This window comes from Lysinibacillus capsici (assembly GCF_003367505.1).
Taxonomy (GTDB): Bacteria; Bacillota; Bacilli; order Bacillales_A; family Planococcaceae; genus Lysinibacillus; species Lysinibacillus capsici.
Map to the genome: position 1 here is coordinate 252,111 of NZ_PXXX01000009.1, position 13,779 is coordinate 265,889.

The 13,779-nt window shown below is 38.7% G+C and carries 12 protein-coding genes and 2 riboswitches; of the genes, 8 read left to right on the top strand and 4 right to left on the bottom strand.

Going from position 1 to position 13,779, the window contains the following annotated elements; translation table 11 throughout:
* Positions 1–8: 8 nt before the first annotated feature.
* Together cobJ and C7B89_RS06680 are read right to left on the bottom strand one after the other, a co-directional pair.
* Positions 9–1,676: a precorrin-3B C(17)-methyltransferase gene (cobJ, locus tag C7B89_RS06675; protein WP_115673359.1), complete on the bottom strand. Its 1,668-nt coding sequence runs from the start codon at positions 1,674–1,676 to the stop codon at positions 9–11.
* Positions 1,677–1,680: 4 nt separating this feature from the next.
* A complete protein-coding gene (locus C7B89_RS06680; RefSeq protein WP_004231296.1) occupies positions 1,681–2,052 on the bottom strand; it encodes a (2Fe-2S) ferredoxin domain-containing protein in 372 nt (123 codons plus the stop codon).
* 146 nt (positions 2,053–2,198) lie between these two features.
* A riboswitch (cobalamin riboswitch) is annotated at positions 2,199–2,380 on the bottom strand.
* A gap of 251 nt (positions 2,381–2,631) precedes the next feature.
* Positions 2,632–2,816, top strand: a riboswitch (cobalamin riboswitch).
* A 149-nt stretch (positions 2,817–2,965) separates the two neighbouring features.
* Between C7B89_RS06680 and C7B89_RS06685 the strand changes: the two genes are divergently transcribed.
* The 5 genes from C7B89_RS06685 (at position 2,966) to C7B89_RS06705 (ending at position 9,245) form a co-directional block, all read left to right on the top strand.
* Complete coding sequence (locus C7B89_RS06685) at positions 2,966–3,712, top strand: energy-coupling factor ABC transporter permease (RefSeq protein ID WP_115673360.1); 747 nt, start codon at positions 2,966–2,968, stop codon at positions 3,710–3,712.
* A gap of 3 nt (positions 3,713–3,715) precedes the next feature.
* On the top strand, positions 3,716–3,988 hold the full coding sequence (locus C7B89_RS06690; RefSeq protein ID WP_009370241.1) for an energy-coupling factor ABC transporter substrate-binding protein: 273 nt from the start codon (positions 3,716–3,718) through the stop codon (positions 3,986–3,988).
* 5 nt (positions 3,989–3,993) lie between these two features.
* Entirely contained in the window at positions 3,994–4,767 is a 774-nt protein-coding gene (gene cbiQ, locus C7B89_RS06695) for a cobalt ECF transporter T component CbiQ (RefSeq protein ID WP_054549197.1), read from the top strand.
* Positions 4,764–5,600 carry an energy-coupling factor ABC transporter ATP-binding protein gene (locus C7B89_RS06700; protein WP_048392341.1) on the top strand — a complete coding sequence of 279 codons (837 nt, stop codon included), beginning with the start codon at positions 4,764–4,766 and terminating at the stop codon, positions 5,598–5,600. The genes cbiQ and C7B89_RS06700 overlap by 4 nt, the downstream gene beginning before the upstream one ends.
* Before the next feature lie 147 nt (positions 5,601–5,747).
* Entirely contained in the window at positions 5,748–9,245 is a 3,498-nt protein-coding gene (locus C7B89_RS06705) for a S8 family serine peptidase (protein WP_115673361.1), read from the top strand.
* Positions 9,246–9,342: 97 nt separating this feature from the next.
* Here C7B89_RS06705 and C7B89_RS06710 read toward each other — a convergent pair whose 3' ends face one another.
* On the bottom strand, positions 9,343–9,783 hold the full coding sequence (locus C7B89_RS06710; protein ID WP_048392339.1) for a GNAT family N-acetyltransferase: 441 nt from the start codon (positions 9,781–9,783) through the stop codon (positions 9,343–9,345).
* Between the two features lie 118 nt (positions 9,784–9,901).
* Complete coding sequence (locus tag C7B89_RS06715; RefSeq protein WP_115673362.1) at positions 9,902–10,990, bottom strand: glycosyltransferase family 4 protein; 1,089 nt, start codon at positions 10,988–10,990, stop codon at positions 9,902–9,904.
* Positions 10,991–11,246: 256 nt separating this feature from the next.
* Here C7B89_RS06715 and C7B89_RS06720 point away from each other — a divergent pair, with 256 nt between their 5' ends.
* Genes C7B89_RS06720 through C7B89_RS06730 form a run of 3 tightly spaced genes read left to right on the top strand, consistent with a single transcriptional unit; the run spans position 11,247 to position 13,756 of the window.
* Positions 11,247–11,846, top strand: a complete 600-nt coding sequence (locus C7B89_RS06720) for a glycosyltransferase family 2 protein (protein WP_016993848.1) — start codon at positions 11,247–11,249, stop codon at positions 11,844–11,846.
* Between the two features lie 30 nt (positions 11,847–11,876).
* Positions 11,877–12,905, top strand: a complete 1,029-nt coding sequence (locus C7B89_RS06725; RefSeq protein WP_054549192.1) for a polysaccharide biosynthesis protein — start codon at positions 11,877–11,879, stop codon at positions 12,903–12,905.
* Positions 12,902–13,756, top strand: coding sequence for an SDR family oxidoreductase (locus C7B89_RS06730; protein ID WP_048392336.1), 855 nt, complete (start codon positions 12,902–12,904; stop codon positions 13,754–13,756). The genes C7B89_RS06725 and C7B89_RS06730 overlap by 4 nt, the downstream gene beginning before the upstream one ends.
* Positions 13,757–13,779: the final 23 nt, after the last annotated feature.

Genomic DNA, 13,779 nt, shown 5'->3' on the forward strand with positions numbered 1-13,779 from the left:
ACTCCTTACTAGTCGCCGCACGGAGCTGGCTCTACTTTTATTTTGGAAGACATATCTTGATACGTAAAATGCAGTATTTTTTTCACACGTTTAAAATATTTAAATAAGCGTTCATTTGGATGAGCATTTGCTTTATATTCTTCAATAATATCTGTAATGAGTGGAATTAGTTGCTCAGGCTCCAGCCCTTCTACAACAGGCTGTGCTGCGTGTGCTGTACGACCGACTGGTTTTGCTCCAATAAAGACATCGAATTTACTTTTGCGGTAGACGATGCCAATATCATCAAATACAGCCCGATAACAGGCCATCCCACAGCCATTAAAGCCAATATTTAATGTCTTTGGTAAGGACATACCGCCTAGTTTTTCTTGTATTTCCTCTGCATATGGTATTGAATCAGCCTTTTCACCGTAGCAAAAATCACAAGCCTTCAGTGATAACACATCACCAATCGGAGCTAATAAAAACCCTACTTCCTGTAATTTCTCTGTGATCTGTTCAGGGGCAGTCGTTGGTATTTTCAAATGAATTTGATGATCTGGTGTGTATTCCATCGTCCCCTCATCCCCAACGACCTCCGCTAACATCATCATTTGCTGGGGAGTAAAAAACTTATTGGCTACACCAGGACTTACTGCTAATTCAAAAATAGATTCTATTTTTTGCTGTACAAGCTTCGGTGTTACTTTGACTGCGCTTGTCCCTTTTACCATTGCAAGTGCCGCTGTAGCCATTTCAAGAGCTGTTTTTTTCGGCTTTGGCGTAACGGCTATACTGGGTTTATTAAAGCGCCCTGCATTAGGGTCAGCCGTAAAGTCATTTCGCGCTGTTCCCGTCTCTTGGTTCATTGCCCAAGGTTCATTTTCTTCGCGTAAACGTTGATGTGGACGTAATGGCTGTTTCTCTTCACCCAGGGTATATTTACGTTGGTAACCGCGGGGCGTAATCATCTTATTGTCATAGAAAAATGTTGACGAATTCCCGATAATGACAGTTGTCAACATACCAATATCATGTTCTAGCATTTCTGCTAGTGTTGTCATGGTCACTTCTTGACGTTCTCGATAGGCACTTTTCACAAGCCCTACTGGTGTGTCTGGCGAACGATATTCTAAGAGTATTCGTTGAGCCTCGACAATTTGTCTTGTTCGACGTCCACTTTTAGGATTGTATAAAGCAATGACAAAGTCCGCCATTGCAGCTGCCTCGACACGCTTTGCAATTAAATTCCAAGGTGTTAGATGGTCACTCAAACTGATTGTACAAGCATCGTGCATAATAGGTGCACCAAGTATGCTAGCGCATGAATTAATCGCAGAAATCCCAGGAACAATTTCTACTTCAATTCCTGTTGCTTCTGTCCAGCCTAGCTCAATTAACACCTCATAGACTAAACCCGCCATGCCATAGACGCCTGCATCACCACTCGAAATTACTGAGACGATGCTCCCTGCTTCGGCTTGACGAACGGCTTCCTGTGCACGCGACACTTCTTCTGTCATGCCTGTACTAACAATCGATTTTGCACTTACTAAATCTTGAATCAGCTCTACATAGGTTTTATAGCCTATAATCATATCACTTTGTTGTAAAGCCTCTACTGCACGTGTCGTAATATGCTTAAAATCTCCAGGTCCAAAGCCTACTACGAAAATTTTTCCTTTTTGCGCCATGTTGTTACCCCTCTTTCACCTTTTCGATCCCTTTAATGGCAGTTGTTTGAGCAGTACGCTGTAATGTACCTTCACGAAGTGTAAAGACATGTTCGTTGTATAAGGATTCATGATGTAAATCTTGTACTAGTGTTCTAGCATGCTCTGTTGATGGCACACGATACCAGTTTCCTTGAGGATAAGCGATTACCACACAAGCATCCTTGCAGCGTCCATTACAGCGCGTTCTTGTCGTATGTATTTCCTGATCGAGTGCTTGCCGCTGTATCTCATCTCGAATGGCTAAGGTAATTTCCTCCCCATCCTTTTTCATGCAGCTACTGCCATTGCAAATAAAGAGATGTGTTTTCATCCCCTCTAAATTCCAAGTTGTCATCTTCTGTCTCCCCTCATTTGCTTTTTGGAAAAAGAAAAACCTTTACTCTATAACGAAGAGTAAAGGTTTTGTAGAAGCCAAATAAAAACGAATAGAATGAAATACAGGTACCCGCTTTCGCTTCAACTTCTCCCTCCGAAAAGTTTGCATGCACAATCAAATAAGCAGGTTTCCTGACTTAAGCTTCATTTTACTGTCGCACCTTCCCAAGTTTGTACCAGTGGCTTTGCGATTTCATCAGCTATTACAGTAGCGGGGGCTGTATTGGATTTTCACCAATTTCCCTATTATCTCGAACTATTCGAGCACTTATTGACGTTTTATATGAAATTTTTATTAGAATTTTAAATAGAAAACTGTCTTTATCATATCTTATTATTTTAAAATTTCAATATTTCTTTAAAAATTTATGACAAATTTATCAATTTTGAATGGAACTAGGTATGAATTTTATACAATCTATATAATTTGCGCACAAAATTTTATCAGAATATTCACCGTTGACCTTTAATTTAAAAAATTTCATAAAAGGTATAGCATATTTATGGAAATTCATGTTACACTTTGTCGTGAAATCTCACAATTTGAATGTTTTTCGGTGCAAAGTGCTTGTCATTTTGCTTAAAAGGGAAGCCGGTTTGAGTCCGGCGCGGTCCCGCCACTGTAATAGGGAGCTTTATAGAATATGTCACTGTCCAACGGATGGGAAGACCTATAAAGCATTGAACTAGAGCCAGGAGACCTGCCGAAAAATAAGTGATCGTTTCAACCTACGAGGATAGGTGTGCGGCTTAGCAGATGAGACTGTTATTTGCTTTTTTAGCTATGCACTTTTCCACCTAAGGAGAAGTGCTTTTTTTAATTACGCACGCAATATTCTAAAAATCTATTAATTAGTTAGGAGGAAAGCTTTTTGACATTATCATGGTGGAAACTTAGTTATTTTTTACTGGCCTTTTTAATCGTGCCAAAACGTGCCTTTGCCATGCATATCATGGAAGGTTTTTTACCAATCGAATGGGCTATTTTTTGGTGGGTGATCTCTATCCCATTTATCATTCTAGGATTGCGTTCTATTCGAAAAACCATTGATGAAAATCCTGAAACAAAAATGCTTTTGGGGCTTTCAGGAGCCTTTGCCTTTGTGCTATCCGCCCTAAAAATCCCTTCAGTTACAGGTAGTTGTTCTCACCCAACTGGTGTAGGACTTGGGACAGTACTCTTTGGCCCTCTAGCAATGAGTGTAATTGGAACAATCGTTTTATTATTTCAATCTTTATTATTAGCTCATGGAGGAATTACAACTTTAGGGGCTAATGCCTTTTCTATGGCTATTGTTGGTCCTTTTATTGCTTACTTTGTCTTTAAAGGGGCTCAAAAAGTAGGGTTGTCATTTTCACTAGCCATATTCTTTGCAGCTATGCTTGGTGATTTAGGTACATACATTGTGACTTCTGTACAACTAGCACTAGCCTTTCCTTCAGAGGTTGGAGGCTTTATGGCATCCTTTACAAAGTTTGCAGGTATTTTTGCCTTAACTCAAATTCCTTTAGCAGTGAGTGAAGGAATTTTAACGGTCATTGTGATGAATTTCTTGAAAAAATACAATGTTAGCGAATTAAAAACGTTACGTGTTTTCTCAACAAAGGAGGCACATTAACAAATGAAAAAAAATTTATTGTTATTAGCAATTGTTGTGTTGTTAGCCATCATTCCCTTATTCATACAAAAAGGTGCTGAATTTGGTGGTGCTGATGGAGAAGCAGAAGCAGCTATTGGTGAAATTAATGCGGAATATGAACCATGGTTTGAAAGTCTATGGGAGCCACCAAGTGGTGAAATCGAAAGCTTATTATTCGTGCTACAGGCAGCTATAGGAGCTGGCTTTATTGGCTACTTCATCGGCTATATGCGTGGCAAACACAAAGAAGGTTAACCATTATGTTACTCATTGATAAGTATGCCTATCTGAATAAGCTAGCGTCCGTTCATCCGCTAGAAAAAATGATATTTTCACTTGGACTACTTCTCATAACGCTCATCATGAGAGATGAACGACTTTCACTCATTACATTTTTTGTAATGAGTGCTTTTATCATTTTAGGTGCAAAAATTCCGCTTGCATACTACGGCAAATTATTATTGCTACCTAGCTTTTTCTTATTAACAAGTCTCGTATCTATTTTACTTTCCTTTACATCATCAACGAATACACTCCCTGCCCATATTTGGTCGTTTACATTTAGGAATTGGACTGTCTTTATTGGGAATGCAAGTGTGTTAGCAGCGCAACAGCTGTTCTTTATTGTCCTTGGTAGCATTAGTTGTTTATACTTTTTAATTCTAACCACTTCCGTACAAGGAATATGTTATGTGCTACGACAATGGCGACTCCCCTCTTTATTAGTGGAGCTCGTCGAACTAATCTATCGTTTTATTTTTATGTTTTTAGAAAGCATGCAAAATATACATCTCGCCCAGCAAGCACGTCTTGGCTATCATTCACCGATGCAATGGCTACGCTCTGTCTCCATGCTTATTGTGGCATTATTTGTGGAAATGTTTCAGCGTAGCCGAGAGCTCAACAATGCCATGCAATCACGTGGAGGCGAGGCCGTCTACTGGCAAGAGATGGGCTCTTATAGCAAGAAAAATTGGCTAGGCATGGCAGCTATTTTACTAGTCCTCATCGTATATGGAGGGTATTTTACATGACAGCATTTTATTTTGAACTCAACCAATTATCTTATGCCTATGCGGATGGTACGAAGGCGTTGTCAGATATAACATTAGACATTCCAAAAGGTAAAAAAATCGCCATACTCGGACATAATGGCGCAGGAAAATCGACTTTATTTCAGCATCTTAACGGTATTTTAAAACCTACAGCTGGGACGATTGTATTCGAAGGCAACGATCTGGAATATAGTCGAAAAGCTTTAAAGGCCCTACGCCAAAAAGTCGGCATTGTTTTTCAGAATGCAGATCATCAGCTTTTTTCAGGGACCGTCAAGCAAGATATAGCATTTGGCCCATTGAATCTCGGCTGGTCTACTGAAAAAACGGAAGAAAAAATAGCATGGGCCGTTGCGCAAACCGAAGTGGAAGATTTGCTTGATAAACCCATTCATTTTTTAAGCGTAGGTCAGAAAAAACGTGTAGCAATGGCAGGTGTTTTAGCGATGGAGCCCTCTGTCCTTTTGTTAGATGAACCAACAGCCGGTCTTGATAATTATTATGCTACACAAGTATTACAATACTTAGCCAAATTAGATGATGGTGAGAGAACCATTTTACTAGCAACCCATGACATACCTCTCGCCTATGAATGGGCAGATCTAATCATTGTTATGGAGGCTGGAAAAATTATTTATAACGGTGATCCAATCACCTTGTTTTATGAAGACGAATTGTTACATCGCGCGCATCTTGAACGTCCATGGATTTTTGAAATGGTCATAGCTTTGCAAAAAAAGAAGCTATTGCAGGAAAATATCAACATCCCTCGTTCCAAGCAGGAGCTACAACAATTAATAGAACAGATCTAAAGCTTTTAATAATGCTAGGTTTTTTCGTTATACCTACCAAAAATTAAAATAGCAAAGAAAAATTTTCCTCCATTACGAAACTTTTCTAATCTTTGTCCGTATTAATATAGTCGAGATTTAATTTATAACACCAAGGAGAGATAACAATTGAAAAGTTGGTATAAAAAATCAGTCGCTGTTGTAGCATCTGCTGCACTCATGGTTCCTGCTGCTTCTGCCTTTGCTGAGGCACCTCAGCATAAAGCGAAAAACATGCTGGCAAACAGTGCGAAACAAACAGAGAAGAATGAAGAAAAATGGATGAGTAAGGATACAATTGTTATCAAGCATTCAGGTCTTGATAAAAACGTACATAAAAAAATTGGCTCCAAGGTCATCCGCTCCATTCCTTCATTAGGGTATGATGTTGTACAACTAAATAAAGGCGTATCGATCGAAAAAGCCGTCTCTTACTATTTAAAGCAAAACGGAATATCAAGTGTATCTCCTAGTTACATCTATCATTCTTTTAATAAAGAAGCTGATCCTAAAAAACAAGAGATGTATCATTTAAACTTACTGCAAATGGATAAGGCACTAGAATTAGCAGGCAACCATGATGTCACAGTTGCTGTCATTGATTCTGGTGTAGATTTTAAACACCCCGATCTAAAGTCACAAGTACTTCCACCCTATAATGCAGCAGCACCTGCTAATACTACTTATTCAGGCGATCACGGAACACATGTGGCAGGTATTATCGCCGCAGCAAAAGATAATGGCGTAGGTGGGCATGGGATTAATCCGAATGCAAAGTTACTGCCAATTGATGTATTTAACGGCAAAGAAGGTGCTAATGATTTCATCATTGCACAGGGTATTCTTTATGCAATTGAGCAGGGCGTTGACGTCATTAATATGAGTCTAGGAGGCTATGGTGAATCTCCCCTGATGAAGGAAGCCGTTCAGAAAGCGATTGATAGTGGGATTACAATTGTGGCGGCCGCAGGAAATGAATCGACAGATGAATATTCCTTCCCCGCTTCTTTCGAAGGTGTCATTAGTGTTGGTTCAACAAACGAACGCAACAAACTATCAAGCTACTCCAATTACGGACCATCTGTGGATATTGTTGCACCAGGTGAAGACATTTATAGTACCGTTCATGATGCGAAGAAAGGATCATCTTTTGTCAAGTTTAGTGGAACATCCATGGCCTCTCCTGTCGTGGCAGGTATCGCCTCTCTTCTTAAATCCAAAGACCCATCTTTAAAACCGCATCAAATAGAAGCGATTTTAGAAATGACCGCACAAGATTTGGGCGAGAAAGGCTATGATCTTACTTATGGTCACGGATTAGTTGATCCTGTAAAAGCATTACAATTTGATTTAAATAAATTGCCTAAGCATTATTCAGAGACAAAGGAAGATCGTATTAAGAACGCCAAGATCCTTGCTAAAAATAAGCTAAATACAGAACAGGGTGCTTTTGAACAGCAAGACGAAAAGAAATGGTATAAAGTCGATTTAGAAGAAAATGAATATGCTCAATTAACATTAAAAGGCGCTGACAAATACGACTATGCCTTTGATTTATATTTCTACCCAAATAGCGGGATTGGTGATGTAGAGCCTATCCATGTCAATGATGTTCGCGTAGGAAAAAAAGAAGGTTATCTATTTAAAGCAGATCAAAAGGGAACGCTTGTCATTGGTGTCAAAGATCATAATGGAAGCTATAGTTTAAAAGGCAAATCTACTTACATTTTTACAGCACAAACGACGAAGGACTTGCCAATTGATACAATAGACAAGTCTACGATGGAGCCTATTAAAAAGTTCCCATACAGTACAGCAGGTAAAAACTATACATTACTGTCAAAAGATCAACAACAAGATCAAGATTACTTCACGTTCTCTGTCAAAAAACCGACGACGTTACAATTTGATCTATCGGGAATTCCAGGTGTCACTGCCTCTATGGAGCTTTATCTAAAAGATGACTTTAATCCTGTGCCACCAGAAGAAATCGATCAAGCTGAAAATGATGAAGGTGAAGAAGAAGCCTATCCAATGCAGACCGCTTATGGTACAGCAAAAGGTGAACCGGTTCGTATGATTATCGACGCTGTTCCAGATCAAGAGTACGTTTTAAGTGTATCTAATGAAAGTAATAGCGAGTTTTCTATGGAGATGTTCTTTAGTGGCGGCATCGAAAAAGAAGAAACGATCAGTGAATCGATGATCCCTTACACATTAAAAGGTGAAGTAGTTTCCCTCCCACCTGATGAGGATGGTCTACCTGTAGATGAAGCCATGATCGAAGAAAATGTTCCAGAGAGCCAATTACCGCTTATAGAAAACAACATAAAAAAACGTAATGAAATTGACAGCCTGATGAGTATGTTATTGAATCCTACGGCTTCAGGCAATCTAGAAAATGTTGACCCTATCATTAAGCAAGCAATCCGCTTTGAAATAGGTGACGATCAAAAGGCTTATTTCCAAACAGATTATGATGAGGATTATTTCTTATTTAAAGCGAAGGAAGACGCCCTTTATAGCTTCAGCTTTTTGAAAGGCATGAACCAAATGCCGACAGGTACAGTGTTTGAATATGATGAAGAAACAAAAGAATTAATTCCCGTTTCTTCCTTAACTAATGACCTTGGTATACTGGCACTACTACTTGGTTCAGCTGGTAACGAAGACGATGCAAAGGTCATACCATTGAAAAAGGACAAAACGTACGTGGTAGCCGTTGTCAATGCTGGAGAACGATCTGCTGAGCCTTATACATTGAAAACAAAGAAAATAGGCGATATTCCAGCAGAGTACAATCCAAACAATCATGAGGAAGCAAAAGCGCTAAAAATTCAACCAGGTACTACTTATAGAGACCACCTGATTTATCAAGATGATGTAGATTATTACTACTATAAGCAACAAGGCAATGATGAGGTCATGAGTCTGCTTCTTTCTTCAGTTCCTTTTACTAATGAACAATTGGCTCAGCTACCTAAAGAACTGCAAAAAGACTTGAAATTTGCAGGAGCTATTATCGAAGATACGAACGGCAATATGAAGATTGATGCCAAAGAAATGGAGACAGAAATTCCATTTGGCTTAGGTGATAATATTCTTGAAATGTTACTTGGAATGATGGGTACAAACGATGTAAATACATCGTTTAAGGCAAAGAAGGATCGAGGCTATTTTATTCTAGTCAACAGCATGGGGCTTGGCCAAGTATCGATTCAGCCTTATACATTAACATTGTTTGATCATAAGCATGTGGATGAAGATGCGGATTCAAAATTAGTAAATGGAGTACCTAGCAAGCCATCTGTTCTTGTGAAAAAGGATGAGAAATGGGTTGCAACGCAATATTTAAATGCAGGTATACCATTTGGTGATAAAGACTATTTTGAATGGAATAACGATCAGAAACGCGAAGTCTTCTTCTCACTCCAAACAGAAAAAGCGTTGGATGGTGTTATTCGAGTGTTAGATGCAAACGGAAAAACCGTCAAAACATTCGATCTTTACGGTGTTGGTGATGCCGAGGTTGGTACGGTGGAGCTTGATGCAGGCAAATACTATATTGAAGTAAGTGAGTTTGATGGCAAAGCTAGCACACAACCCTATACGCTTGAAATAAAATAGTTAGAATTAAAAATATCCCCTAGATCAAAACGATCTAGGGGATATTTATGATCTGAAAGAAGTATTTTCATCCAACGATGAGATTCACCACTTCGGCTTACATAAAATATTTAACATAATTACAATATTCATCTTGCTTCATTTGTAGCTTTTCATAAAGCTTACGTGCATTTACATTATCAGCCGCCGTTTGTAACGTGACATAGCGAGCATACTGTTGCTCACAATAATGAAATACCTTTTCCATCAATGCCTTGCCCACCCCTAGGCCTCTAGCATCTTCTGTTACATAAATATCATTTAAAATATAGGCTCGCTGTAAAGCAATGGACGAAAATGTTGGATATAATTGTGTAAATCCAATTATCTTGTCATCCATCAGCGCGATAAAAATGACGGATTCTTTCAAGGCCAATCGTAATTGTAAAAATGCCTTGGCACTGCTTATATCTGACTCAATTCCATAAAATTGACGATATTCATCAAACAGTTTTGCTAAGTCCTCTAGTTCATCCATTGTTGCTTGTAGTATTTCCATTCTAGTCTCCCCTTGTGTCTACCCATGATTGTCTAGCTTTATAAAACTAGTTTTTATTATATAGGAAATACTGGTATAAAGAAAAGAATACTCCTCTCAATCCAGAAAAGATTCACTTTTATTCACCTAAATAATTGGCAACCTTCTTGACGATCTGCCTCCAATTTAATTCCTTGCGGGCAAATGCTTGAAGCTGGACACAAGTATCTGCCAATAATGATTCCTGTGCTGCAACTTGTTGCAATGTCCGACCTATCGCCTCCCAATCATGTGTAGGATGGATTGTACCAAAACGCTGTTGTTGTGTAATATCAGCAGCACCATCCACATCTGTTGTCACGATATAGCAACCATTTTTAGCTGCCTCCGCAAAGACATGGGCATAGCATTCGACTAAAGACGTTAAGCAAAAAATTTTAGCCTTACGATACTCCTCTTCTAGCTGAACCTTATCAAAAATAGGTCCTACCATCGTTACTTGAGCGGCAAGCGGATGACTATCTAGTAATAGTCTCAGCTCTTCTTGAAATGAGACTGACATCGGCCCTACTAAACGAAGCTCCCAATCTGGCAGTTGTGCTGCTAAAAATGCCTTGACTGTCAAAATTGTTTGCTTCTCTGGTGCATCCAATCGCCCAACTGTTAGAATTCTATTTTCTTTCTCGTGAAACGGCACTGGCTCTGTGGGAAAATGTTCATAAAAACCATTGGGTATATGTTTAACATCCAATTGTGAAAAGTCTTTGATTGCTGTTTGAATAGATATGCATTCAGAGGTAAGGAGATCACAAAGCTGCAACAACTCTAAAAAATAGGGATAGGTTTTTAATCGATTTAGCCAAAATCGATTGACATCTAATTTCATATAAATTTTGCCATTTGGATTAAAATGCTTATAGGTTTTCAAAATAGCTAAATAGGATGGATAGGGTCCAATAGCAAAGGCAATGTCGATGTCCCTTGCATGCTGGGCTAAATAAGCATTCATATTCACCACATAATCATCTTCAAATGGTACAGACTCAAATTTTACAGTGGGAAAGACTTGTTGAAGTAGAGCTTCATTCATTTCTGTCGTGACAATAGTGACCTCATAGCCTAAATGTTCCCCCAATAAAATAGGCACTAGACACAAATCTTTGAAAATATGGGCATCCGAAAGTTTGTAAGATTCCACGCTACAAATAAATGCTATTCTTTTTGTCATCGTATCCCTCTTTCTAAAAAAAGCGCTCTCGCTAGTTTATGACCTCTCTTGCTAAATGTGCTTATGTTAGTAAATTTTCATCTTTCTTATGCCATATCTCTAGTAAACATAAAAATTCTATCTAAAAACACTCTCTTAAAAACATCCTAAAATAAGCAATTGCCTACAGTAGCACTACGTCTACGCATATTGTATTAAAGGATCTACTCAGTCACATGGAACAACTCTACTAATGAACATAGAATGGAGGGATCAGATGAAGATTAGTTTTTTATCACCTGCATTTAATAGCGAAGAATGGATCGTAACGATGCTTGATAGTATTCCTAAAGAATATGCCTATGAAATTATTGTGGTAGATGATGGCTCTACAGACAATACGCTAGCCATTTTACAGGATTATCAGAAAAACTGTGCAGCTTTAAAAATCATCGTTCACCCAACGAATTTAGGTGCGAGTGTTGCCTACAATCGCTGCATTGCAGAAGCAACAGGAGATTATATAGCCATCATCGATAGTGATGACCACTATTTACCTGCTATTCGCAATGTACTAGCACAAGTGGATGGCACATTTGATATTTACTACTACAACATGATTATTAAAAATGGCTTTGCTTTTATTAAAGATGAATCCAACCGTTATTCCTTGCCTGGGCAATTTAAGATTATCAGGAGAAGTTTAATTGGAGATGCGAAATTTACGATACGCAAAGATATTGCAGGAGATTGGGATTTTAATTGCGCCCTGATGGATAAAAATCCGACAAGTAAATATACTAACGAATTTGCTTATTGGTACAACTACCCTAGGGAGAACTCAGAATGTGACCTACATCAAAGAGGATTGAAATAATAGCATGCAGGAGGTGTAACGAACTATACAATGTTTACAGATAAAATATTATTGATTACTGGAGGCACGGGCTCTTTCGGGAACGCCGTATTAAAGCGATTCTTAAATACGGATATCAAGGAAATTCGGATTTTTTCAAGGGATGAAAAAAAGCAAGATGATATGCGAAAACACTATCAGCATACAAAAATTAAATTTTATATCGGGGATGTCCGCGATATTCAAAGCATTCACAATGCGATGTATAATGTTGACTATGTATTTCATGCCGCCGCTCTCAAGCAAGTTCCCTCCTGCGAATTTTTTCCCTTAGAAGCTGTGAAAACTAATATTTTAGGAACAGATCACGTACTAACAGCCGCCATTCAAGCTGGCGTCAAGAAAATCATTTGCCTGTCAACAGATAAGGCCGCGTACCCTGTCAATGCGATGGGTATATCCAAGGCAATGATGGAAAAAACGTTTATTGCAAAGTCACGAATGGTTGACCCTCACCATACCCTAATTTGTGGCACTCGATACGGTAATGTCATGGCTTCGCGAGGCTCGGTTATCCCATTATTCATTGAACAAATAAAGGCTGGGAAACCTTTAACGATTACGGACCCTCATATGACACGTTTTATGATGAGCCTTGAGGAAGCGGTAGAATTGGTATTGTACGCATTCTCACATGCTCAAAACGGGGATATTATGGTGCAAAAATCACCTGCTGCCACAATAGCAAATTTAGCACAGGCTTTACTTGAGATCTTTCAAGCAAACAACGCCATGCAAATTATCGGAACACGGCACGGAGAAAAAATGTATGAAGTATTATGTACGAAGGAGGAAGCAGCAAAAGCTATTGATATGGGCCATTTCTATCGAATCCCCGCGGATAATCGGGATTTAAATTATGGAAAATACCTCGATGAGGGCTCTCCAAAAATTACATTAACGGATGAATATAACTCCAACAATACCCAACAATTAAGTGTGGCTGACATTAAAGTAAAGCTATTAACATTGCCTCTTATACAAGAAGAGCTCCTTCATTGGACAGGAGGAAAACCATGAAATTTTTAGTGCTCGGTGCTACAGGCATGGCTGGTCATACCATTGCCATCTATTTATGTGAACAAGGGCATGATGTAACAACATACTCTCGAACCCCTTTTCCCTATGGCAATAATAGAACAGGTGATGTGACAGACTCCCATTTTTTAAGGTCGCTACTACTAGACAATGAGGTAGATGTCGTCATTAATTGTATTGGTGTTTTAAACAATGCTTGTGAGGCTCATCCTGCCCAAAGTGTTTTACTGAATAGCTATTTACCGCATGCCATTGTATCTCTCCTTGAAAATCGTCACACAAAGCTTATTCATCTAAGTACCGACTGCGTATTTTCAGGCAAAAGTGCTCCCTACTATGAAAATAGTGTACTAGACGGGGAAACCTTTTATGACCGCACCAAAGGTATAGGGGAAGTGAATAACGACAAGCACATAACATTTCGTAATTCCATAATTGGTCCTGATTTGAAAAAGGATGGCATCGGACTCTTCAATTGGTTTATGCAACAAAAAAGTCCCGTCTATGGCTATTCGGGTGCTATTTGGACGGGAGTGACAACACTTACTTTGGCTAAAGCCATTGAACGTGCTGCACAACAAGATTTAACAGGACTCTATCATCTCGTCAATACGACAAATATTTCTAAACACGATCTACTGCATCTATTTAATAAGCACTTACTGAACAACAGTATAAAAATTCTTCCTCATCACCTTGTTCAAATCAATAAAACATTAATAAATACAAGAAATGACTTTTCATTTATTGTCCCTAGCTACGAAGAAATGATGATAGAGATGAAGGAATGGATATTGCAGCATAAACACTTATATCCTCACTATTTTCAATGATCCATACATCAACTCCATTATGG

Excerpts from the sequence above, each read along its gene's own strand:
- cobJ (WP_115673359.1), bottom strand. The coding sequence starts at position 1,676 with ATGGCGCAAAAAGGAAAAATTTTCGTAGTAGGCTTTGGACCTGGAGAT.
- C7B89_RS06680 (WP_004231296.1), bottom strand. The coding sequence starts at position 2,052 with ATGACAACTTGGAATTTAGAGGGGATGAAAACACATCTCTTTATTTGC.
- C7B89_RS06690 (WP_009370241.1), top strand. The coding sequence starts at position 3,716 with ATGAAAAAAAATTTATTGTTATTAGCAATTGTTGTGTTGTTAGCCATC.
- cbiQ (WP_054549197.1), top strand. The coding sequence starts at position 3,994 with ATGTTACTCATTGATAAGTATGCCTATCTGAATAAGCTAGCGTCCGTT.
- C7B89_RS06700 (WP_048392341.1), top strand. The coding sequence starts at position 4,764 with ATGACAGCATTTTATTTTGAACTCAACCAATTATCTTATGCCTATGCG.
- C7B89_RS06710 (WP_048392339.1), bottom strand. The coding sequence starts at position 9,783 with ATGGAAATACTACAAGCAACAATGGATGAACTAGAGGACTTAGCAAAA.
- C7B89_RS06715 (WP_115673362.1), bottom strand. The coding sequence starts at position 10,990 with ATGACAAAAAGAATAGCATTTATTTGTAGCGTGGAATCTTACAAACTT.
- C7B89_RS06720 (WP_016993848.1), top strand. The coding sequence starts at position 11,247 with ATGAAGATTAGTTTTTTATCACCTGCATTTAATAGCGAAGAATGGATC.
- C7B89_RS06725 (WP_054549192.1), top strand. The coding sequence starts at position 11,877 with ATGTTTACAGATAAAATATTATTGATTACTGGAGGCACGGGCTCTTTC.
- C7B89_RS06730 (WP_048392336.1), top strand. The coding sequence starts at position 12,902 with ATGAAATTTTTAGTGCTCGGTGCTACAGGCATGGCTGGTCATACCATT.